Source organism: Mariniluteicoccus endophyticus, assembly GCF_054780035.1.
Window position 1 is genome coordinate 104,899 of sequence record NZ_BAAGXC010000016.1, and the last position, 22,307, is coordinate 127,205.

Annotated in this window: 22 protein-coding genes; 4 read left to right on the forward strand and 18 right to left on the reverse strand. The window is 69.5% G+C overall.

Features of this window, described 5'->3' with window-relative positions:
• Positions 1 to 78: 78 nt before the first annotated feature.
• Together ACYVGD_RS05830 and ACYVGD_RS05835 are read left to right on the forward strand one after the other, a co-directional pair.
• On the forward strand, positions 79 to 519 hold the full coding sequence (locus ACYVGD_RS05830) for a DUF6636 domain-containing protein (RefSeq protein WP_460742066.1): 441 nt from the start codon (positions 79 to 81) through the stop codon (positions 517 to 519).
• A gap of 39 nt (positions 520 to 558) precedes the next feature.
• Positions 559 to 1,683 carry a peptidoglycan-binding protein gene (locus ACYVGD_RS05835; protein ID WP_460742067.1) on the forward strand — a complete coding sequence of 375 codons (1,125 nt, stop codon included), beginning with the start codon at positions 559 to 561 and terminating at the stop codon, positions 1,681 to 1,683.
• Between the two features lie 34 nt (positions 1,684 to 1,717).
• Here the strand turns inward: ACYVGD_RS05835 and ACYVGD_RS05840 are convergent, their stop codons facing one another.
• Positions 1,718 to 2,383 (reverse strand): hypothetical protein, encoded by a 666-nt coding sequence (locus ACYVGD_RS05840; RefSeq protein WP_460742068.1) that lies wholly within the window; start codon positions 2,381 to 2,383, stop codon positions 1,718 to 1,720.
• A gap of 75 nt (positions 2,384 to 2,458) precedes the next feature.
• On the opposite strand from ACYVGD_RS05840, the gene ACYVGD_RS05845 reads away from it, so the two are divergent.
• Positions 2,459 to 5,848, forward strand: a complete 3,390-nt coding sequence (locus tag ACYVGD_RS05845) for a hypothetical protein (protein ID WP_460742069.1) — start codon at positions 2,459 to 2,461, stop codon at positions 5,846 to 5,848.
• Positions 5,849 to 6,121: 273 nt separating this feature from the next.
• Here the strand turns inward: ACYVGD_RS05845 and ACYVGD_RS05850 are convergent, their stop codons facing one another.
• From ACYVGD_RS05850 to ACYVGD_RS05920, 15 genes are all read right to left on the reverse strand, one after another.
• Positions 6,122 to 7,000, reverse strand: coding sequence for an NAD(P)H-hydrate dehydratase (locus ACYVGD_RS05850; protein ID WP_460742071.1), 879 nt, complete (start codon positions 6,998 to 7,000; stop codon positions 6,122 to 6,124).
• A complete protein-coding gene (locus ACYVGD_RS05855; protein WP_460742072.1) occupies positions 6,997 to 7,773 on the reverse strand; it encodes a histidine phosphatase family protein in 777 nt (258 codons plus the stop codon). The genes ACYVGD_RS05850 and ACYVGD_RS05855 overlap by 4 nt, the downstream gene beginning before the upstream one ends.
• Before the next feature lie 105 nt (positions 7,774 to 7,878).
• On the reverse strand, positions 7,879 to 8,361 hold the full coding sequence (locus ACYVGD_RS05860; RefSeq protein WP_460742073.1) for a hypothetical protein: 483 nt from the start codon (positions 8,359 to 8,361) through the stop codon (positions 7,879 to 7,881).
• Positions 8,362 to 8,370: 9 nt separating this feature from the next.
• Positions 8,371 to 8,778, reverse strand: coding sequence for a VOC family protein (locus ACYVGD_RS05865; protein WP_460742074.1), 408 nt, complete (start codon positions 8,776 to 8,778; stop codon positions 8,371 to 8,373).
• A 10-nt stretch (positions 8,779 to 8,788) separates the two neighbouring features.
• Positions 8,789 to 9,229, reverse strand: coding sequence for a helix-turn-helix transcriptional regulator (locus ACYVGD_RS05870; protein WP_460742075.1), 441 nt, complete (start codon positions 9,227 to 9,229; stop codon positions 8,789 to 8,791).
• A 59-nt stretch (positions 9,230 to 9,288) separates the two neighbouring features.
• A complete protein-coding gene (locus ACYVGD_RS05875) occupies positions 9,289 to 9,858 on the reverse strand; it encodes a GNAT family N-acetyltransferase (RefSeq protein ID WP_460742076.1) in 570 nt (189 codons plus the stop codon).
• A gap of 317 nt (positions 9,859 to 10,175) precedes the next feature.
• On the reverse strand, positions 10,176 to 10,505 hold the full coding sequence (locus ACYVGD_RS05880) for a metal-sensitive transcriptional regulator (RefSeq protein ID WP_460742077.1): 330 nt from the start codon (positions 10,503 to 10,505) through the stop codon (positions 10,176 to 10,178).
• A gap of 11 nt (positions 10,506 to 10,516) precedes the next feature.
• Entirely contained in the window at positions 10,517 to 12,664 is a 2,148-nt protein-coding gene (locus tag ACYVGD_RS05885) for a heavy metal translocating P-type ATPase (RefSeq protein WP_460742078.1), read from the reverse strand.
• A 69-nt stretch (positions 12,665 to 12,733) separates the two neighbouring features.
• Positions 12,734 to 13,330 carry a YdhK family protein gene (locus tag ACYVGD_RS05890; protein ID WP_460742079.1) on the reverse strand — a complete coding sequence of 199 codons (597 nt, stop codon included), beginning with the start codon at positions 13,328 to 13,330 and terminating at the stop codon, positions 12,734 to 12,736.
• Positions 13,331 to 13,796: 466 nt separating this feature from the next.
• On the reverse strand, positions 13,797 to 14,174 hold the full coding sequence (locus tag ACYVGD_RS05895; protein WP_460742080.1) for a hypothetical protein: 378 nt from the start codon (positions 14,172 to 14,174) through the stop codon (positions 13,797 to 13,799).
• Positions 14,175 to 14,294: 120 nt separating this feature from the next.
• Positions 14,295 to 15,560 carry a CoA transferase gene (locus ACYVGD_RS05900; protein WP_460742082.1) on the reverse strand — a complete coding sequence of 422 codons (1,266 nt, stop codon included), beginning with the start codon at positions 15,558 to 15,560 and terminating at the stop codon, positions 14,295 to 14,297.
• A 143-nt stretch (positions 15,561 to 15,703) separates the two neighbouring features.
• Complete coding sequence (locus tag ACYVGD_RS05905; RefSeq protein WP_460742083.1) at positions 15,704 to 16,117, reverse strand: VOC family protein; 414 nt, start codon at positions 16,115 to 16,117, stop codon at positions 15,704 to 15,706.
• 207 nt (positions 16,118 to 16,324) lie between these two features.
• Positions 16,325 to 17,134 (reverse strand): class F sortase, encoded by an 810-nt coding sequence (locus ACYVGD_RS05910; RefSeq protein ID WP_460742084.1) that lies wholly within the window; start codon positions 17,132 to 17,134, stop codon positions 16,325 to 16,327.
• A gap of 93 nt (positions 17,135 to 17,227) precedes the next feature.
• Complete coding sequence (locus ACYVGD_RS05915; protein WP_460742085.1) at positions 17,228 to 18,025, reverse strand: dioxygenase family protein; 798 nt, start codon at positions 18,023 to 18,025, stop codon at positions 17,228 to 17,230.
• Positions 18,026 to 18,061: 36 nt separating this feature from the next.
• The gene (locus ACYVGD_RS05920; RefSeq protein ID WP_460742086.1) at positions 18,062 to 18,256 is read right to left on the reverse strand and encodes a hypothetical protein; all 195 of its coding nucleotides are present in this window, start codon (positions 18,254 to 18,256) and stop codon (positions 18,062 to 18,064) included.
• A 309-nt stretch (positions 18,257 to 18,565) separates the two neighbouring features.
• On the opposite strand from ACYVGD_RS05920, the gene ACYVGD_RS05925 reads away from it, so the two are divergent.
• Positions 18,566 to 19,129 carry a hypothetical protein gene (locus tag ACYVGD_RS05925; protein WP_460742087.1) on the forward strand — a complete coding sequence of 188 codons (564 nt, stop codon included), beginning with the start codon at positions 18,566 to 18,568 and terminating at the stop codon, positions 19,127 to 19,129.
• A gap of 60 nt (positions 19,130 to 19,189) precedes the next feature.
• Here the strand turns inward: ACYVGD_RS05925 and ACYVGD_RS05930 are convergent, their stop codons facing one another.
• Both ACYVGD_RS05930 and ACYVGD_RS05935 read right to left on the reverse strand, forming a co-directional pair.
• A complete protein-coding gene (locus ACYVGD_RS05930) occupies positions 19,190 to 20,011 on the reverse strand; it encodes a DUF1206 domain-containing protein (protein ID WP_460742089.1) in 822 nt (273 codons plus the stop codon).
• A 49-nt stretch (positions 20,012 to 20,060) separates the two neighbouring features.
• Positions 20,061 to 22,307: a heavy metal translocating P-type ATPase gene (locus ACYVGD_RS05935; RefSeq protein ID WP_460742090.1), complete on the reverse strand. Its 2,247-nt coding sequence runs from the start codon at positions 22,305 to 22,307 to the stop codon at positions 20,061 to 20,063.

The window sequence follows — 22,307 nt, forward strand, 5'->3', positions numbered from 1 at the left end:
GCCCCCGCCGGCCTCCACCTACCCACGACCCCGGGCGCTCCCACGACCCAGGGCGCTCCGGGGGGCCAGGGCGGCGACGTGCGGCCGGGCGCGTACGCGAAGGACGGCGCCCACTACTTCACCTCGGCCTCCGGGCGCATCCGCTGCGCGATCCTCGCCCGCGGCGAGATGGGCGCCGGCTGCCAGATGTTCGTGAAGGTCGCCAACCTGCCGCAGTGCTCCGACATGGACTCCAACGCGCCGATGGCGTACGGGGGCACGGCCGGGGCGCGCGCCCGCTGCGCCAACCAGGGCTGCTTCATCACCGAGGGCGCCGCCGTCCTGCCGTACGGCAGCTCGATCGCGGTGTCGGGCTACACCTGCACCTCCAGCGAGGCCGGCATGCGCTGCGTCGAGACCGCCTCGGGGCGCGGGTTCACCATGGCCGTCGAGGGCGCGCACACCTTCCGAGCGGACGATGGTTCACCGGGGGAAGGTTCCCCGGGAGATCGCTGGCCCGCATCGGGTCGATCGACCTAGCGTGGGAGCCGTTCCTGACCCAACCCCGAAGGGCCCGTCATGAAGCGCACCGCCATCGCACTGGTCACCACCCTCCTGGGCGGCGCAGCGGCCGTTCCGACCATCGCGTCGGCCGTCACGCCGGCCACCACGATCGCTGCCGTCGGCGACTCCATCACCCTCGCCGACCTCCCGAAGGACAGCAAGAACCGCGCGTACCTGTCGAAGGTCAACACCGAGAAGTGCTGGGGGTGGCTCTGCAACGTCAGCCGCACCGCCGACTTCCAGGTGAACGACGGGCTCGCCCGTGGCGGCGGCATGAGCACCCACTTCCTGCGCGAGGCGAAGCGCTACGACCGCTCCGACTACCTGCTCCTCATGGGCGGCACGAACGACGTCGCCAGCCAGGCCGTCGACCCGCGTACGCACTCCAACGACCGGGTCATCGAGCGCTACCAGGGCGTCATCAAGGCGTCGGGCAAGCCCGCCAACCGCGTCATCATCTCGGCCATCGCGCCGTTCAACGACCAGGCGACGCGCCGCAACGCCTACAACCGTGAGCTGGAGGCCTTCGCCAAGCGCAACGGCTACCACTACGTCGACCCCTGGAAGGGCCTCGACGCCAACGGCCGCTTCGCCTCGAAGAGCCTCCACTGGGACGGCATCCACCCGAGCGTCGAGGGCCACAGGATGGCCGGGACCAACATGGTCAACGAGCTGCGCCGCGTGACCGGCGGCAAGGGTCCGACCACCCCGCCCAAGCCGCCGACGGAGAAGCCCGACCCCAAGGGCTTCGACGTGCTGCGCCCCGGTGACCGGGGCGACGACGTCAAGGGCCTGCAGATGCTGCTGAACTCCAACGGCGCGCGACTCGCGGTCGACGGATCGTACGGTCCGGCCACCACCGACGCCGTCAAGGACTACCAGCGCCGCCACCGCCTCGAGGTGGACGGCCACGCGGGCCCGAAGACCCTAGCCGCCATCACCCCCACCCTCAAGAAGGGTGCCCGTGGCGAGTCGGTCAAGGCGCTGCAGACGACGCTGCGCGCCAGGGGCCATGCGCTCGAGGTGGACGGGTCGTTCGGCCCGGCCACCGAGGGAGCCGTACGCGCCTTCCAGAAGAAGGAGCGCCTGTCCGTCGACGGTTCGGTCGGCGACCAGACCTGGGCCGCGCTCCTGCGCTGACCCGCGGACCGGTCGGCTGTGGCAGCAGGCCGGATCAGTGGGTCCAGATGACGACGTCGCCGAAGTCCGCCGGCGCGTACCGCAACCCCGACCACAACAGGTCGGGGTTGCCGTGCGTGACGCCGATCCAGCCCATGTTGCACTCGCCGAGCCTGATGGTGCGGGTCGCGTAGTTCGGTGACCACGCGTTGTCGCGGGGCATCTCGTCGATGCGGATCCACCGCGGCGCCGATCCCGTCTCGCCGTCGGCGATCCGGGCCGACCACGGGTTCGTGCTCACCCGCGTCGACCCGTCTGAGTTCTGCTGCGGGTGGGGGCGTGTGTAGCAGACCTGGACCTTCCAGCCCACGCTCACCCCGTCCTTGCCGTGGGTGAACTGCAGCAGCGTCACGTCGAAGTACGACAGCCGCGCGGTCTGGCCGACCACCAGCGAGAGGTTCTGCGCGCGCGGGGCGGGAGCCGCCTGGGTCGGCGGCGGGTTCACCGGCACCTGCGACGGTGTCAGCTCGGCCGCGGGGGAGGGCGGTGGCAGCGTCTCCTCGGCGGTGGGCGTCGGGCTCGCCGCCGGGGCCTCGCTCGTGGGCGCCTGGGAGGTGGTGGCCACAGGCGGCGCGCTGGGCGACCTCGTGAGCTGGGGCAGCGCGCAGGACGTGCAGGCCAGCAGGAGCGCCAGGGCCCCCCGGCGTACGCGGACAGTCATGAGAACAGACTGCCAACCGGCGGGGTCGGTGGCCCCCCTGAAAGTGCGCATGTCTCGCCGGGTTTGAATGGAGGCATGGCCACCTCTCCTGCCGACACGACCGCAGCCATCGACATGCGTCTGGCCCTGCTGGGCCTGCCGCCGGTCGGGGGTGGGGACGACGCGTCCGCCGCCCTCGTCCGCCCGCTCATCGCGCGCCAGCGCGAGCTGTCGCGCCGACTGGCCGACCGGCTCTGCGCGGCCGACAACCGCATCCAGGCGTTCCTGGACGACTACCTCGCCGGGACGGGTACGCACCCGCGCCTGCCTCACCAGACGTTCGTCCTCGACCAGGCTGGCCTGGCGCGTACGCTCAGCCTGCCGGCCGACGGCGACGAGTTCTCCTCCGAGCTGCTGACCAGCTATCGGCTCGGCAACGGCGTCCTGCACAACCCGGCCAACGACCGGCGTACGACCGCTGGGGTCTTCCACGTCAGCGAGGGCGGTCTGCCCATCCCAGACGACAAGCTGGCCGTGCCCGTCGCGGTGTTCGGTCGGCTGGTCGAGCGCGCCTTCCAGCCGCCGCACGACGACATGGTGCTTCCGTGGACCGCGAACCAGCCCGAGCCCGCCGCGTGCTTCGTCTCGCTGCTGATGCGGCCGCTTGTCGTGCCCGCCGTCCCGGGCTTCGCCGCCGAGCGCACCATGGAGACCCGCTTCATCGTCCCCGGTGGGCTGGTGAGCAACCTCGACTTCGTCGAGGGAATCTTCGGCAACGCGGGCGACCCGCACCTGCCCGAGAACGACGCCTCCCTGGACCCCGAGTCGTGGACCGGGACCACCGGCGCCGTCATCCTCGCGCCCCACCTGACGAAGGTGACGAAGAAGGAGCTCGGCCTGCCCCACGAGTCCGAGGCGACCGAGCGCCAGCGCCGCGACGGCATGTGCTGGAGCGACGAGTCCGACCTCTACAACGGCGGCCAGGCGTTCAAGGTCTGCGCCCGCGACGAGCGCGGTGTCATGGTCACCGTCATCGCCGACAACTACTACGGCTACTGCAAGAAGGAGGTCAAGACGCAGATCTCCTACTCGGCCAACCTGTTCGGCCTGGCGGAGGAGGAGCACTCCGGCGGCGCGCTGACCTTCCCGGCATACAACCTCGGCACCGAGTGGGAGGACACGTACACGCCCGAGGACCAGACCGTGGCGTCGGTCGTCGAGCGCGACCCCGAGCGGTTCGAGATGCAGCCCGAGGGCCACGCGCTGGACCTCGAGCAGCCGCACCTCGTGGTGGTGCCGGGCAGGGCCGCCTACTCGATGCGCGAGCAGACGATCGCCTGGACCAACCCCGACGGCTCGGCCGGTGAGATCCCGCTGCGCGAGGGCCTGACCTACCTGGCACCCAACGGCTACCGCGTCCACTGCAAGCCGCGCGAGGCCGACCCCACCCAGTGGCACCTGGTCGGCACGTCGCCGACGTCGACCCAGTGCCACAAGCCCGCCACCGTCAGCGGCGGCGGCAAGTCGGAGATCAGCAAGTCGCTGCTGGACGCGTTCGTGTTCGGCTCCGCGTACGCCGCCAACTTCGACGCCGACATGGACCGCGTGCAGGAGCTCCTCGAGCGCGACTACTCCGACCGCTTCAGTGACCCTGCGCGCCACGACGACCGCCCGCTGCTGTCGGACCGCCGCTCGCTGGGCTCGGTCATCAAGCTGCTCACGCAGCGCGAGGACTACACCGATGCCTACAACGAGTGGCTCGCGACGATCCCTCCGCACATCACCGAGCTGGTCTTCACCGTGAAGCGTTACTACAGGCCGGAGTGGGGCGACGACTGGCGCTCCCACTTCAGCGTCGGCCAGATCAACGGGCGCCGCGGCAACTCGGTCCAGCTCGACGGCGAGAAGATCCAGGTCAACATGCTGCGTGTGGGCTTCGAGGCCGACGGCAGCTGGCGCCTGTTCAGCCTGCGTCCGGACTTCTCGCCCGCGATGAAGGTCCAGACCGAGGACGACATCACCGCCTCGGTGGTGGCCCCGCCGGTCGAGCCGACGTCGAGCCCGGTGTCGGCGAAGTATGTCCGCAACTGCGAGCAGCTGCTGTTCCAGCGGCCCGACGACGCGATCCACCGCGGCTACGACAAGCAGACCGAGAAGGACCTCGCGGGCACCGACTCGTTCATCTCGAACTTCCAACCGCTGACACGCGCCGAGGCCCGCGAGATGGTCGCCGACGCGCCCGGCATGAGCCGCTTCACCGCGCCGATGGCCGACCTCGTGCGCGAGTTCGCCGCGGGCGAGGATGACGAGTCGCCGCGCTTCCTGGCCGTGAGCTCCGAGCCACGGATCGTCGCGGGAGGCAAGCGGACGAAGAACCCGCGCTACCTGCAGCGGCGTCCCGACCTCATGAACCCCGAGGCGACGGCTGCGGCCGACCTCGCGGTTCACCTCCATCAGGGCGTACGCGCCGACGAGCCCGTCCGCCTGCCGGTCGACGTCGTCGCAGCCGGCCGCCGCAACAACGCGGCCGACGACGGCGTACCGCCACTGTGCGCCTACAACCCGCTGCACTACATGGAGCTGCCCGAGCTGTTCATGGAGTTCATCAGCTCGATGACAGGCAAGTCGCCGTCGACCACCGGCGCCGGCTCCGAGGGTGCCATGACCAAAGGTCCCTTCAACGCGATGCCCGCGCCGGTCGACCTGAACGCCGCCCTCCTCAGCTATGCCCTGACAGAGACCGACGGCTGGCTGTCAAGCGCCGGCGTCATCGGGCCGGACGTGCGCGTCGACCACGACATCTCTTTGCTGGTCCCCGAGCTGTTCAGCCGCATGACGCCGGACGAGCGGCGCGCCTCGTCGCTCATAGAGCAGGGCATGCTCGACAAGCTGGAGGACTTCGAGCACGACGGCCGGACCATCGCCGCCAGCCGGCTCGGGTACCGCATGAACGCCGCTTTCGCCGCGACCTTCTTCGGCCGGATTTTCCTGCATCCCGACATGGTGTTCACAGAGGAGATGCTCAAGCCCGAGCTTCAGGACCGCGACGTGTTCGCCGATAGCATCGACGTCGTCGTGACCACTCACCGGCGCGTGGCCCAGGCGTACTTCGCCGACGGGACGGTCGAGCTGGCCGTACCGCCGTTGAGGGCGCTGCTGGAGATCATGGCCAACGGCACCAGCGAGGAGGGCTGGACCCTCGACTCGCCGGAGTTCCGGGCACAGTTCGGGCGCGAGGCCATCCTGTCGTCTGGCTGGTACGCGCAGCGTCTGGCCGCGAAGCAGTCCGCGGAGGTGGCGCTGCTCAAGAAGGGAGTGGCCGACTTGGGCGCATTCGTCCAGGCCGACGGCAACGAGCGGCCCGTCGCTCGTCTCGGCCTGAAGGACCGGCTCGCCCATCTGCAGCAGCAGGCCCAGGTCGTCGGGTCGCCGGCGTACCTCAAGTCGCTCAACGGCACGCTGGGCCGCCAGGTCAGCTTCGGCTGACACTCCCGCGGGGTCGTCGCGACGTTGCGGCGGCCCCGCTCACTGTCCCCGGAAGACGAAAACCCCTCGCGCCGCGAGGGCCTCTCCACCCACTCTGGCCGAGGCGCTGAGCATCCGAATGAGTCCAGTGAGCGCGGATCAGCGGGTCTGGGCTCGGTGTCAGGTTTCGAAGCCTCACCGCAGCGCCGCCCGCGCGAGCGCGCCCGATCATTCCGGTTTCGGCGCCTCGCCGGGGATGAAGTAGCGCACGGGCGACAACGCCGGACGTCGTTGTCAGCCGTCGAGCTCGGCGAGCCCCCGGGGGATCGCCTGGAGCAGGTCGCGAGCCAGATAGCCGCGTCGGCCGAAGCTTGCGACGAGCCGCTCTCCGGCGCGACCGTGCACGTACGCGCCCCACGCGGCCGCCTGGGCCGGCTCGGCACCGCGGCCGAGCAGTCCCAAGAGCAGCCCGGCCTTGACGTCGCCGGAGCCGGAGACGGCCATGCCCTCACCGCCGGTCTCGTCCTGCCAGGTGCTCCCGGAGGGATCGACGACGAAGGTGGTCGAGCCACCCGTCACGACCACGGTGCCGGCGTCGGTGGCGAGCCGGAGCGCGTGGGGGAGAGGGGCGTCACCGATCTCGTCCTCGTCTACGCCGAGCGTCTCGGCGAGCTCGCCGGCGTTGGGGGACACGATGGCGCGTCCCTCGAGGTGGTGGAGTCCGTCGCGGTGCTTGGTCAGGTAGGCCATGCCGAGCGCGTCGATCACGACGGGGACGTCCAGGCGCGGCACCACCTGTTCCAAGAGGGCGCACGCGGCGGTGGGGGACATGATGCCGGGACCGAGCAGCACCGCCGTGCATCCCTCGGCCAGCTCGACCACACGGTCGGCGCCGGCCGCGGTCAGGTCGCCCTCGTCGTCGCAGGGCAACCCGGCGACGAAGGCCTCGGGGACCTGCATGGCCATCGGCAAAGCGATGGGTTCGGGTGTGGCGATCTGGAGCTTGCCGGCACCGCCACGCAGGGCCGCCTCGGCCGCCAGCAGGGCGCCGCCGGGCATGGGGACGCTGCCGCCGACGACGAGTACGCGGCCCTGGCTCTCCTTGTTGCCGCCGCCGTCGGGTAGCGGCCAGTCGCGCAGGAAACCGGGGGAGATGACGCGCGGATCGCTCACGGCTGCGCCTGCTCGTCCTGTGGCTCCTCGTGGGTCGTCTCGGCGCCCTCGTCCTCGAGCGGGGCCGTGGCCGCGTACGCCTCGAGCTCGAGCGAGCCGTCGTCGGTGCGCGTGTAGGAGGTCATGGAGCAGTTGGCCATGGGCGACTCGTTGTCGATGCCGATGAGCGACTGCTCGTCCAGACCCTCGACGACGAGGCGGAAGCTCATGATGACCGCCTGGTGGCTGAAGACCCAGACGTGCTCGTCGGCGTACTCCTGGCGGATGTCGGCGAGCACGCTGCGTACGCGGAGCGCGACGTCGCACCACGACTCGCCGCCCGGTGGCCGGTAGTAGAACTTTCCGATGCGACTGCGGCGCTCGGACTCCTCGGGGTAGCGCTCGCGGATGCCCTGACCGGTCAGGCCGTCGAAGATGCCGAGGTCGCGCTCGCGGAGGCGCTCGTCGAGGACCAGAGTGTGGTCGAGGCCAGCTGTCGTGAGGGCGGTCTCGGCGGTCCGACGGGCGCGTTCGTAGGGGGAGGCGAGGACGACCTGCGGGCACTCGTCTTCGGGGAGACCCTTGAGGAACCGGCCGAGGGCGGTGGCCTGCTCGCGTCCGAGGTCGGACAGCGGGGTGTCCGCGTCGCGGTAATCGAGCTCGAGGTGGCCCCGACCGGCCTTGCGCGCCTCGACGTCCGCCACGTTGCCCAGGCTCTGGCCGTGGCGGACCAGAACGAGGCGGGCGGGCGCGGTGCGACGGCCCGCGGCGATCGAATCCTTCTGTGCAGGCACGGGATCCTCCTTGGACATCCGACGGGACGCACGACGGAACGTCCGCGTGCATCAACATGTCGATACTAGTGGCGCGTCCGGCGGACTGATCGTGCGGGGGAGCCATCAGGCGATGGCCTGCTCGATGAGCGCGGCGACCTTCTTCTCGATGTCGTCGTCCCAGGTCGTCAGCGCGTACGTCACCGGCCACATCGTGCCGTCGTCGAGGGCTGCGTCGTGGTTGAAGCCGAGCGTGCCGTACCGGGTCTTGAACTTGCCGGCGAACTGGTAGAAGAAGATCACCGGACCCTTGGGCTCCTTCGCGTACGCGGGGAACCCGTACCAGGTGCGGGCGTGCAGCTCGGGGGCGATCCTCTTGACCAGGGCGTGCAGGCCCGTGGCGATCTGCTTGTCGGGGGCGTCCATGGCCTCGATCGCCGCCAGCACGTCGGCCTCGGTGTTCTTGCCGCTGCTCGTACGCCGCTTCTCAGCCGCGGCCTGCTTGACAGCCGCCTTCTCCTCGGTGGAGAAGCCTTGATCGGCCGTGGCCTCGGCGGCCTTCTTCGCTGCTGGCTTCTTGGCCGGCGTGGTCTTCTTCGTCGTCGCCATCGGGGCTCCTCAGTTCTGCTTGATGCGGATCAGGTTGCCGGCAGGGTCGCGGACCGCACAGTCCCGCAGGCCGTACGGCTGGTCCTTCGGCTCCTGGACGACATCGGCGCCGCGCGAGACGAGTGAGTCGAAGGTCTGGTCGAGGTCATCGGTCGCGAGGTTCAGGGCGGCGTACGTGCCCTTGGCCATCAGGTCCTCGATGACGGTGCGCTCGGCCTCGCTGATGGTCGGGTCGCACACCGGCGGCTGGAGGACGACGTTGGTGTCGGGCTGGTCGGCGGGGCCGACGGTGATCCAGCGCAGGTCGCCCTGGTCGACGTCGAGACGCACCTCGAAGCCGAGGACGTCGCGGTAGAACGCAAGCGATTCCTCGGGGTCGCGGTGGGGGAGGAAGCTGGAGTGGATGGTGAGTGCCATGACCACCACGCTAGGCGCCCTCGTGGGCGGCCGCTTCTCGATTCCTGATCGGTCTGTCGACGCGCATCCCGATGCACGGCAGCGAGTCGTCGAGCTGGCTGACCGCCTGCTCGCGGTAGCGGCTGGGGCTCATGCCGACGAGCTCGCTGAACCGCGTGCTGAACGTGCCCAGCGACGAGCTGCCAACGGCGAAGCACACGTCGGTGACGCTGAGGTCGGTCGTGCGCAGCAGTGCCATTGCCCGCTCGATGCGCCTGGTCATGAGGTATGCGTACGGAGACTCCCCGTAGGCGACCTTGAAGCGTCGGCTCAGGTGTCCGGCCGACATGTGGACGTCCTGGGCCAGCGACTCCACGTCGAGGGGGCTCGCGTACTCGCGGTCCATGCGGTCGCGCACGCGACGCAGCGCGACCAGCTCGGCGAGGCGCGCTTCCCGGCGGCTGTCGGTCATGCGGTGATCATGGCACGGCTGGTGGCCCTGCGCCGTCCGGGCACTGGCCCATGGGCCGCTCAGCGGCCTTTGACGCGACGGCTGAGGATCCAGGCGTGCTTGCCCACCTGTCGCGTCCGGGCGAAACCGAGGTCCTCCAGGAGCTCGGCCGTCGCGGTGAAGAGGAATCGTGATTGAGCCACCCGTCCATCGGTCGTCTCGGAGATGGCCTCGACGAGCCCGCCACCGGCAGCCCCGATCTGCTCGAGCGCTCCGGCAAGCGCCGCTCGGGCGACACCCTGGCCACGATGCTGCTTGTCGACGAAGACGCACGCGATCCGCCAGTCTGGCCGCGGGGGAGGCTCCTTGTCGTAGGCACGCTTGTGCTTGAAACCCTTGAGCTCGGCGGGCGGCCCGTACTGCGCCCATCCCTGGACTTTGCCCTCGGAGTCGTAGACCAGCGCGGCGTGCGCACGATCACGCTGCACCAGCTGGAACTTCGCCTCTCGGTTGTCCGAACCAACGCGTTCCTCACGGGAGTGGTACGCGATGCACCAGCAGCCTCCGTAGACCCCGTTGTTCCGTTCCACGAGCTCGGCGAAGTCGCCCCACGTCTCCGGCGACAGCTGTCCGACGGTGTAGGCGTCCATGCGCGGGAGCCTAGTCGTCCAAGGGGCGGCCTGTCAGGTTGCATCCATGATGAGGCACGAGCGTCGATTCTGACGCGGTGCCTCAGGTTGGATGCAACCACAGCGACGGATATTTTGCATCCAACCTGAGGCAAACTGACTTGGGAGCCCCCACTGGATACTTGGGATTCTGCTTCGCACGCTTCATAGCGGGTGGGGGCCGGATCGAATATGGCCAGTTCGATTGGTTGAGAATTGGTCGATGTGGCGCCGCTGGCGAGCCTTGCGTAACCCTTGGTCGAGTCCGCCGCCAGGGGCGTGACGGGTGGGCTTGGTTCTTAGGAGCGGACGAGGCGGTTGATGGCGTCGGTGGCTTCCTGGATCTTGGCGATGGCGGCGTCGTTGTCGCCTTGCTTGGCGGCGTCGAGGACGCAGTGCTTGAGATGGTCGTCGAGTAGGCCGGTCGCCACGCCCTGCAGGGCCCGGGTGAGCGCGGAGACCTGGGTGAGAATGTCGATGCAGTACTTCTCGTCGTCGATCATCTTGCCGATGCCGCGAGCCTGGCCTTCGATGCGTTTCATTCGGCTGCGGTAGCGGTCCTTGTCGCTGGTGTAGCCGTGTTGATGAGTCCCGGTGTCGGACCCGATCTCGGTGGTGTCGGTGTTCATGGGGGTGTCCTTCACTTGTGGTGCTCCAGGACGGAGCGGGTGCTGGCTTCTGGGGTGAGGTCGATGCGCCGCAGTAGCTGGGCGTTGAGCGCGACGACGACGGTGGACAGGGACATCAGGATCGCGCCGATCGACATGGGCAGGACGAACCCGATGGGGGCGAGGACGCCGGCCGCGAGCGGGACGGAGATGAGGTTGTAGCCGGCGGCCCACCACAGATTCTGCTTCATCTTCCGATAGGCGGCGCGGGAGAGCTGGATGACCGAGAGGACGCTGCGCGGGTCGGAGCTGGCGAGGATGACGCCGGCGGAGGCGATGGCGACGTCTGTTCCGGCTCCGATGGCGATGCCGACGTCGGCTTGGGCGAGTGCGGGGGCGTCGTTGACGCCGTCGCCGACCATGGCGACCTTCTTGCCCTCGTGCTGCAGCGCGGCGACCGTGGCGGACTTGTCTTCGGGGCGGACCCCGGCGAAGACGCGGTCGATGCCGAGTTCCTGGCCGACCTCGTTCGCGACGGCCTCGGCGTCGCCGGTGATCATGACGACCTCGACGCCGAGCCGGTGCAGCGCTTCGACGGCGTCGCTGGACTCCGGGCGGACCTCGTCGGCGAGCTTGAGGCCGCCGATCACGTCGCCGTTCTGCAGGACGTGCAGGATGATCGCGCCCTCGGTTCGCCAGATTTCGGCGGCATCGATCTCGTTCTGCCTGGTCTCTTCGAGCAGTCGAGGTCCGCCGACGCGAATCTCCTGGCCGGCCACGGTCGCGGTGACGCCGACCGCAGGCGAGGAGGTGAACCCGCCGGCCGGCTTGAGGGCGAGACCGCGTTCCTTGGCGGCGGCGACGATGGCCCGGGCGAGGGGGTGCTCGCTGTCGGCCTCGGCGGAGGCGGCCAGGGCGAGCACTTGGTCGGCGTCCTGGTCTTCGGTCGGCTCGACGCCGGTGACGATGGGCTCGCCCCGGGTCAACGTGCCGGTCTTGTCGAACAGAACTGCATCGACTTGCCGCATCGATTCCAGGGCGAGGCGGTCCTTGATCAGGACACCGCCGCGCGCGGCGCGCTCGGTGGCGATGGACACGACCAGTGGGATCGCCAGGCCCAGGGCGTGGGGGCAGGCGATGACCAGCACGGTGACGGTGCGCACTACGGCCTCATCAGGCAGCCCGAAGAGCGTCCAGACGACTGCCGTGATCAGGGCCGCTCCGAGGGCGAACCAGAACAGCAGGGCGGCGGCGCGGTCGGCGATGCGCTGCGCGCGGGAGGAGGAGCCTTGCGCCTCGGCGACGAGCCTGTTGATGCCGGCCAGTGCGGTGTCGTCGCCGGTGGCGGTGATCTCCACGCGTAGGCCGGAGTCGGTGGCCACGGTGCCGGCGGTGACCTGGTCGCCCTCGCCGCGGGCGACCGGGCGTGACTCTCCGGTGATCATGGACTCGTCCATGTCGGCGCGGCCGTCGACGACGGTGCCGTCGGCGGGAACGCTGCCGCCGGGGCGGACGATGACGACGTCGCCGATGCGGAGGTCAGTTGGGTCGACCTTGATGACGTCGTCGCCCTCGACGCGCTCGGCCTCGTCGGGCAGCAGTGCGGCGAGGGAATCGAGCGCGGAGGTGGTCTGGGCCAGGGAGCGCATCTCGATCCAGTGGCCGAGGAGCATGATGACGATCAGCAGCGCCAGCTCCCACCAGAACTCGAGCTCGTGGTGAACGAGCCCGACGGTGGCGGCCCAGGAGGCGAGGAACGCCACGGTGATGCCGAGCGCGATCAGCAACATCATCCCGGGCTGACGGCTCTTGAGTTCGCTCCAAGCACCGGTGAGGAACGGCGTGCCGCCCCAGGCGTACATGACGGTGCCGAGCACCGCAGCGGCCCAGCCCGCCCAGCCGGGCACGGAGTACCCCAGAAGCATGGCGAACATGGGGGAGAGCGCGACCACGGGGACCGCGATGACGAGGTTGATCCAGAACAACCGGCGGAACTGGCCCACGTGGTCCCCATGCCCGGCATGTCCGCCATGGCCGCTGCCGTGATCGTCGTGTCCGGCGTGGTCCATGCCATGGCCGTCGTGCGCCGCGTGCGCGCCGTCGGTCGCCGTGACGGCGTCGGGCTCGCCGTGCACGGCCTCGTCGGCGTCGCCGTGGTGGTGCGTGGACGGGTTCGTCATTGCTCTCGCTTCCCCTCGATCGGGTCTGGTCTATCTCGCCACGGGCCTTCTGGGGCTCCGACGGACGGCTCAGGAGGCCGGCTTGATCTCGCTCTCGACGACCCACTTGTGGTTGGTCATCTTCATTCCGTCAGCCTCGTAGTCGACCATGTAGACGGTCTCGTCGGTGGAGGAGGCAATGGTGGCCTTCGCGTCCTTCATGCCCTTCATGTGTTCGGCCTCCAGGGTGACCTCGGTGCCGTCGGCCAGGCGCTGGTCGCCGGCGTCTTTGATCTCCTCCTGGACAACCCACTTGTGGTCGGTGATCGGCTCCCCGCCGGAGGTGGGTGTGAAGTTCACCGCGTAGGTGAAGGTGTCGAATGCCCCGGCGATCGTGGCCTTCGCGCCATCCATGCCCTCCATGTGGTCAGCAGTGAGCGTGACCTCGGTGCCGACGGGGTACTTGGCAGACGCAGCCTTCTCAATGCCCGCGGGAGCAGGCCCGCCGTCCATCGGGTGCTCCATCCCGCCGCTGTCAGAGCTGCTGCCACTGCTTCCGTGGCCCTCGTGCTGGCTGGTCGACGAGGGGGTCGCTTGGTCCTGGTCTCCTCCGGTGCTGCAGCCAGTGAGCACGAGTGCTCCTCCGAGCACTCCTGCGGCGACGGTGGTCGTGAGGCGCTTACGCATAAAGCCTCCTATTGATTCTGGTCCGAGCTGGTCCGAGCAAACTATACCCCTCTGGGGTATCTTCCAAATGTCGATCGGCGGCGTGGAATCGCTCAGCGACGATCCAGTCGACCCCGGGCGGCAGCAGTGATGCTGCAGCCCCGGGTGCGTCGAAGGATCAGGCCATGTTGGCGGCGTACTTGGCTGGATCGGAGTCGAAGGTCGGTCCGCAGCCTGGGCAGCAGAGCCAGTAGCGCTGCCCGTCGTAGTCACGGAGGTTGGATGAACGAAACGGACACGGTGCCTCATGTACGGTGCAATGCCTCAGGTTCGATGAAACCTGACACGGCCGCCGACCCCGCGGAGGAGCGCCGGGGCTCGGTCCATCGCTTCACAGTGACATAATGTCACTTATCGGACACGCCTCTAGGGGCCGGCGGAGAGCCAGAACGCCACGCCGACCGGCGCCGACGACAGGTCCTTCGGGTCATCGCTGCATCGCCTCCAGGTCGGCGTCCCTGAAGTGCTGGGTGTCGCAGTACTCGCCGAACGCCGCCGTCTGGCTGTTCGCGAACTTCTGGGGCGTCAGCTCGGCCAGGACCTCGCCCTCGCCCAGCGCGGCATACCGGGCCACGACCCGGGCGCGGTCCAGCGTCATTATGTCAAGAGAGTCCCCGTACGCCTCGCCCAGCGCGTTCACCACGGCGAGGTCGTGGCCCGCGTGACCGTGCCTGAACGAGTACGCCACGTCGACGTCCCCGGCGGATCCTGGCCTCTTGCGTACGCTGCCGAACAGCACCAGCAGGTCGACCCCCAGCCGGCCGACGCTGGGCTTGACTGCGTCGGCGAGTTCCCGCGGGAACATCGCCAGCCTCGTGGCGTGGTCGAGGGGCGACAGATAGTCGCTGGGCCACTAAGCCCCTATCGAATTCCCTCCTGCCCCATCTCTCGGACGAAGCAACGGCTCGAGATGAGTGACAGCCGTTCAGCCGGCTGCCGTGGTAATCCATGCAGGGTTGGCCTGTGCGTACCCCGCGACGGGCGGTGCCAGCGTGGCCCCGTCAAGTGTCAGCGGTGGCGGGGTGAGTGTCAGCTGGCCGTGGGGCGAAGCAACCGCAACCGTGTCCACGCGCAGGAGCTCGGGCGGCTCGGCGGGAGGCGGCGGATAAGCAAGAAGAGTACGGGCCGCGCCCAGGAGGCTGGCGCGCATCACGCCTGCCCGCGCGTTCCTCAGGAGCTGGAGAACGTGCGCGGCCATGAGGTAACCGGTCGAGTGGTCAAGAGCTTGAACGGGTAGGGCGCCGGGACGCTCGTGGTTCCTGCACTCGGCGGCGATCCCACAGGCGGCTTGGACGATGGAGTCGAAGCCAGCGCGGTGCGACCATGGCCCGTCTGTCCCCCATGCTGACAGCGACGCGATGATGAGATGAGGATGTCGGGCGAGCAGATCGTCGGGGTCGAGGCCGAATCGAGTCAGTGAACCGGGGCGGTATCCAAGGAGCACGACGTCCGCGGCGGGGACCAGCGCCTCCAGCTTGTTGCGATGGACATTCAGATCGAGAGTCGCGCTGCGCTTCCCCATGCCGTTGGACAGGTGCTGGTCGAGGAGTTCCGGCATGGCTGGCGGATCGATGCGCAGCACATCGGCTCCCAGGCAGGCCAGGAGCTGCGAACACGTGGGCCCTGCGATGACACGCGTCAGATCAAGAACGCGTACGCCGGCGAGCGGCGGCGCGTCCTCCACCGGTGGCAGCGCTGGACGATCGGCACCCTCCCGAACGGCGACCCATGGCTCGTTGGCGGTGGCGCGTCCGTGCGGGTGGGCCCGCCACTCTGACACCGTGCGTACCGCGACCCCGATCCCCTGCTGTGCGGTGACGATCTCTTCCACGTCCAGAGCGCTTCGCTCACGCAGGGTGCACTGCAGTTCGTCCCGGGTCTCGACACCAAGGGCCCGAGTGATGGCGGCGGCGTGATGGGGGTAGTTGGCGTGGAGGCGCACCCAGCCCTCCCCCGTCTCGAAGAATCCCGACAAGGGAGCCCACCCTTGGGGTTCACGCCCATCCACACGCAGGTGCTCGATCGCTGCGAAGGAGGCCGCGATCAGCTCGGGACTGGTCTCGACGTGGACACCCGCCTGCCGCTGATCGGCCAGCGCCTGTGCTGCCACTCTGGTGAGATTCACGGATGACCAGGCGAGGCGCTCGACATCAAGCGGGCTGGTCCACCATCGGCCCGGCGCAAACTCCATGAAGGGAGGGTACCCGGAAGGACTGTTGGCTTCGCGTGTAGATCGCTGACGTCCGACCGTCCCGCTGTCGGCAGCTCCGGTAGGCGACCAGTTACGGGTGCTCGCACCGGTTCCCGCGCGAACCAACCGCCGAGCAGGGGAAGTCAGCCGACGAACACGCAGAAGGGGTGCCCGGCGGGATCCCTGAAGACGTACAGGGGCTCGTCGGGGTCGTCGAACTCGTCCAGGATCTCCGTGGCGCCGAGCGCCAGGGCGCGCTCACGGACCGCCGTCAGGGCGTCCTTGTCGGGGACGGTCATGTCGAGGTGCAGCTGCATGGGCACGTCCGGGTCGGGCCAGGTGGTCGCGGTCAGGTCCTCGTCGAGCTGGAACGCCAGCGCCGCCGCGCCGTCGGGCGTACGCAGCACCAGCCACTCCTTGTCGTCGGGCTTTCCCGCGGCCGGGGGCTCGTCGCCGGGCCGATACACCAGCCCCAGCAGCTCGCGGTAGAACTCCGCCAGCGTGCGGATGTCGCGCGCGTCGAGGACGGTCTGGCTCAGGGTGGGGTGAGTGGTCACGTCGTAACCCTACGTGTGACCGCCGGGGGCCGTCACCGGGGCTCGTGCGCGTTGCCATCCTCGCCACACATCCCCTGCTCGTCCACGCGATCAAGGCCAGACACGGTCGCTACGAGTCGAGCCAGCGTTGCGACCTGCACCGGGGCGAGGCGTGCTGCGGGAACACGGCATCGACGCGCGCGACTATCTCTGACGATCGGTGCCGAGTCAGCGGATCGGATCGGCGTAGAACAGGATCCGAGACTCGTAGACGCCGGTCCGCGGGTTGCGGTCCCAGCAGGTCAGGATGGCGAGCTGCGGCTTGCCGGTCGGGTTCAGGTAGACCCCCGACGACGGGTCGTAGGTGGCCACCTTGATCTTGATCGCCTCTCGGAAGCGGTAGCAGGCGACCGTTCCGCCGGTGCCAACCACGCGGATGACATCACCCGTGCGCATCTTCGTGCGCAGGTCGTTGCCCAACGCAGGGCCGCTGGCCCACGAGTGGATGTTGACCACCACGTTGCCGCGTGTGGTGCCCGGCGCGGGCGAGCCCTTGTACCAGGCGGCGGTGTACATCTGCGACAACGGGGACGCGCCGGGGTTGCCGTCCTTGTCCTTGCCCACGGTGATCATGGGCACGTCGACGCCCATGCGGGAGATCTGGAAGCGCGCCGGACGGATCGCCCCGGGGTTGGGCGTGCAGCCGGCCGTCGCTGTGCGCGACGCCTTCTGGCGCTGCGGCGTTGCCGGGGCAGACGGTTTCGGCGGTGCGGGGGGCGCAGGAGGCCGCGTGGGTACGGTCGCCTTGGGCGAGGGCGCCGTGCTGGTGGTCGGCTCCGGGGTCTCGACCCCTTCGGCCGGCTCCCCGACGGGAACGGCGTCGGGATGGTCGCCCTCCGGGTGGGGCGCGGCGGTAACCGCGGTCACCGGAGCGGCCGTCGTCTCGCTGCGACCCAAGGACGAACCGATCACAAGAGTCGGCACGACGGTCGAGAGGGCGATGAGCGCGCCGAGAGCGGTGCGCAGCGGTGTAGCCATGTCCACTCCCCTCGCCTCGGATGTCTCGACGCTTCCACGGTAGGTGAGTACGGCTCGCCTGCGGCCCCGACAGGGGTCGGAAGGTTCCCCAGATCAGCCCAGCTGCCAGGACCGCTTCGACAGGCCATACCAGAAGCCGTCGATCACCGATCGGTTCTCGATCCCGCCGGTGGCGTCGGCCGCGCCGAGGGCGACGTACAGCGGCGCCCAGTGCTCGGCACGCGGATGGGCCTCGTGCGGGGCGGGTGCCCGACGCTCGAAGTCGAGGAGGGCGTCGACGTTGCCGTGGGCCATAGCCTCGGCGGCCCATGCGTCGAAATCCGCCGAGGCCGACGGGGGTGTGCCATCAGCGGCACGCCGCGGGTCGAACCAACGGAGGTTGTGGGTGGTGAAGCCCGATCCGACGATCATGGTGCCCTCGTCCCGGAGGGCGCCGAGCCTCTGACCCAGGCGGAACAGCTCCTGCGGGTCGAGCGTGGGCAGGGACATCTGCAGCACCGGGACGTCCGCCTCGGGGAACAACTCGACCAGGGGGACGTACGCGCCGTGGTCGAGCCCGCGTGCCGGATCGTGGCGGACGGGGTTGTCCACGGTCGAGATGAGGCGGGCCACGCCCTGGGCGAGCTCGGGCGCCAGTGGCGCGTCGTAGGTGACCTCGTAGTAGTGCTCGGGGAAGCCCCAGAAGTCATAGACCAACGGCACTCTCGCCTCGAACGAGCTCAACGTGGTCGGCGCCTGTTCCCAGTGAGCTGACACCATGAGGATGTCCTTCGGACGCGGCAGCTCGGCCGACCACGCATGGAGCTGGTCGGTCCAGGTGGCATCGTCGGCGAGCGGGGGCGCCCCATGGCTGAGGAAGAGCACGGGGGGACGCATGGACTCGGTGGTCATGCAGGGCACAACATGATTGAAATCAAAACTATTCCGCTAGACGGACATGAGCGCACCGGTCAGGCCGCCGGTCACCACGAGTAGGGCGCCCACGCCCGCGAGGATCACGCCGTGGCGTCGCTTCATGGCGGCCTCGTCGCGGCCGTCGACGAGCATCGTCACTCCCGCGATCAGCATGAACAGACCGATCGACGGGAGGATGATCACCGGCCACCACTTCGCCTCCAGCATGGGGCCAGTCTGCCGCACTCACCACCGTCGCCGCCGCACCCATGCCGAGCGTGGCTGTGTCGATCCCCGGCGTACGCCGTCGGCGCCGCAGGGAATGGCCGACTCCACCTCGGCCCGCGGCAGGGCGAGCGCCAGAGGGGCCTGGCAGGGCGTGTCGTCGGATCGATTCGACATCACTCCCGCATTCTCGCAGCACGGGGCACGCTGTGATCCAACTCTCAAGTGTTCAACTACTACGCAGTGTAGGAAAGGTGCTTGAATGGTGAATGTACCAACCGGTACGTACGTTGATCCCCCAAGGAGTCCCCGATGCGTCGCAGCGTCCTCGACAAGCTCATCTCCTACGTCGGCCTCGCGCTGGCCGCCCTCCTCCTCGTCGCCGGCGGGCTGCTCGCTTGGGCCAGCAGCTTCGTCAACCAGCAGGTCCACGACCAGCTCAGCCAGCAGAAGATCACGATGCCGTCAGGCGCCGCGCTCGACGCGCTGCCCGCCGCGGACAAGGCCAAGCTGGAGAAGTTCGCCGGCCAGGAGATGTCGACCGGAGCCCAGGCCAAGGCCTTCGCCGACAACTACATCCTCGTCCACATGAACAAGTCCTCCAACGGCAAGACCTACGAGGAGGTCTCCGGCGAGTACATGAAGATGCAGGACAAGACAACCCCCGAGGCCAAGAAGCTCGGCGACCTGCGCCAGTCGCTGTTCATGGGCAACGCCCTGCGCGGCATGCTGCTGAACGCGTACGCCTTCGGCACGATGGGCCTGATCGCCGGCATCGCCTCCGCCGCGGCCTTCGTCGGCGCGCTTGTGATGGCGGTCCTCGGCTTCCTGGGGCTGCGCCACGCCAAGGGTGCGGGTGACTCCCAGGTCAGCTGACCCCGTACGCATCGCGGCCGCCGGACCCTCTGGTCCGGCGGCCGTTCTGCGTCCTGACGCTCAGCCCCGGGCGTGGCGGGCGTTGCGCGACCAGACGAAGCAGTAGCCGGCGAACGCGAGGAAACCCAGGGCCATCGCGACGAGCAGCACTCCCCCGAACGGGGCGGCGGCCAGCGTCTTGAGCGCACCGTCGAGCCCGGCGGCCTTCTTCGGGTCGAAGGTGACGGCCGCCCACGCGATCAGCAGGCCGGCCAGCCCGAGCGAGACGCCCTTGGCGACCCAGCCGACGGTGCCGAGCTTCTTCGCCCACTCCGGCACGCCGCCGTCGAGGTCCTCCTCCACGAACTTCCGCTTCACGCCCTTGACCACTTGGCTGACGCCGATGGCCACGACCGCCGCCGCGAGGAGCCCGACCAGCAGCGGGCCGCCGGGCATGCCCATCAGGGTGCCGGACGCGTCCTGGGGCGCCTGGTTGGAGTTCTGCGCCTGCCCGCCCATCGCAATGCGGCCGGCGGTCAACGCGAGCGCCAAGTAGAGGACGGCCCGCCCCACCGACGAGATGCGCTTGCGCATCCGCTTCTTGTCGTCGAACTGGGTGTGGCCGATGGCGGCCTCGATCGCCTGCCAGACGGCCAGCGCGACCATGCCGACAGCGATCACCCACAGGAGTACGCCGCCCAGCGGCTGGGAGGCCAGCTCGCGCAGCGCCCCCTGGTTGGAGGCCTCCTGGCCTCCCCCACCGGTCACGAGCTGGACGCAGATCCAGGCCATGAGCAGGTGGATGATCCCGTAGGCGACGAGCCCGACGGTGACCAGGCCCTGGTAGACGGAGTTGTTCTGTACCTGCGAGCCCGCGCTCTGCGCGGACAGGGTGTTCGGCATGGGGCCTCCTCGTCGTTGTCGACATGGTGGCACAGCCGGACCCGGGGCGTCACCGGTCCAGGCGGCGATTCCTCAGGCGCAGAGAGTTGCCGACCACGAACAGCGACGACAACGACATCGCCATGCCGGCGATCAGCGGGTTCAGCAACCCGAACGCTGCCAGCGGGATCGCCGCGATGTTGTAGCCAAAGGCCCACACGAGGTTGCCCCGGATTGTGCGCACCGTGCCGCGGGCGAGGTTGATGGCTTCCGGCACGACCACGAGGTTGTCGCGCACGAGGATGATGTCGGCCGACTTCATGGCGACATCGGTCCCCGTCACCATCGCCATCCCCAGGTCCGCGGTCGCCAGCGCGGCCGCGTCGTTGATGCCGTCACCGACCATCGCCACCCGGCGGCCCTGCTGCTGGAGCTCGGCGACCACGGTCGCCTTGTCGGCCGGCAGGACGCCGGCGCGGAACTCGTCCACGCCGATGCGGGAGGCCACCGCCGCCGCGGCGCGCTCGTGGTCGCCGGTGAGCAGGACCGTACGCAGACCCTGCCGCCGCAACCGCGCGACGGCCTCCGCGGCGCTGGCGCGGATCCGGTCGGTGAGCACGTACACGCCCGCGACGGCGCCGTCCACGGCCACGAGGACGGCGGTCGCTCCCCCAGCCCGGGCCTCGTCGAGCAGGGCGGCCACGTCGTCGCGCACCGGTACGCCGAGGTCGGCCAGCAGGGCGTCGTTGCCGACGCCCACGCGCCGGCCGTCGACCACGCCGAAGGCCCCGCGCCCGGGGACGGTCTCGAAGTCAGTGACGGGGAGCCGGTCGTCGGCGGGCACCTCGGCCGCGATCGCCCTCGCCAGCGGGTGGTCCGAGCTGGCCTCCACGGCGGCGGCGAGCCGGCGTACGTCGTCGTCGGGCAGCGCGCCGACGGACCGCAGCGACTCGACAGTCAGCGCCCCCTCGGTGAGGGTGCCGGTCTTGTCGAGCACGACCGTGTCGATGGCACCCGAGGTCTCCAGCGCCTCCTGGGTCTTGATGAGGATGCCGAGCTGGCTTCCCCGACCCACGCCTACCATCAGCGCAGTGGGGGTGGCCAGGCCGAGCGCGCACGGGCAGGCGATGATCAGCACCGACAGGGCGGCGCTGAACGACGAACGCGGGCCGTGACCGGTCAGGAGCCAGGCCGCCAGCGTCAATGCGGAGATCATGAGCACGGCGGGGACGAAGACCTCGACGACCCTGTCGACCAGGTGCTGGACCTTCGCCTTGCGCATCTGGGCCTGCTCGGCGAGCGCGGCCATCTGGGCGAGCTGGGTGTGGGCCCCGACGCGCTCCACGGTGACGACGAGCCGTCCGGTGAGGTTCACGGTGCCGCCGAGAACGTTGGAGCCGACTGTGACCTCGGCCGGGACCGACTCGCCTGTCATCATCGAGGTGTCGATGGCGGACGCGCCTTCGGCCACCGTGCCGTCGACGGCGACGCGCTCCCCCGCCCAGACGACGAACCGGTCGCCACGACGGATCTCGGTGACGGGCACGACGACCTCCCGGCCGTCGGGCTCGAGCCGGCGCACCTCCTTGGGCGCCAGCGCGTTCAGGGCACCCAGGACGTTCTGGGCCGTACGTCGCGCCCTGGCCTCGAAGTAACGCCCGGCCAGCAGGAAGGTCGTCACGGCGGCGGCGACCTCGACGTAGATCGCGTCGGCGCCCGCCGGGGTGATGCCGTAGCCGAGCCAGTAGCCCTCCTCGTCGGAGGCGCCGATGAGCACGGTGATCACCGACCACAAGTACGCGGACAGCACACCCAGCGAGACCAGCGTGTCCATCGAGAACGAGCGGTTGCGCAGGTTGCGCCATGTCGCGACGTGGAACGGCTTGGCACACCAGAACACGACCGGCGCCGCGATGGCGATGCACAGCCACTCCCAGCCCGGGAAGCGGAGCCGGGGCACGAGCGCCAGCACGATCGCCAGGTTCCCCAGCGGCATGGTGAGGATCGCGGCGACGGCCAGGCGTCGGCGCAGCGAGGAGATTCGGTCCGCGGAGATGCGCCCCAGCTCCGAGTCGTCCCCGGTGGCCTCGACAGCCGTGTAGCCGGCCTTGGTCACGACGGCGATCGCGTCGGCGGCCGAGACCGGACCGACGACGTGGGCGCGCTCGGTGGCGTAGTTCACTGTCGCGGTCACGCCTTCGATCTTGTTGAGCTTCTTCTCGATGCGGTTGGCGCAGGCGGCACAGGTCATGCCGCCCACGGCCAGCTCGAGGGTCTCCTCGAGGACCGGTTCGGCGACGGGATCGGTAGCGGTCAC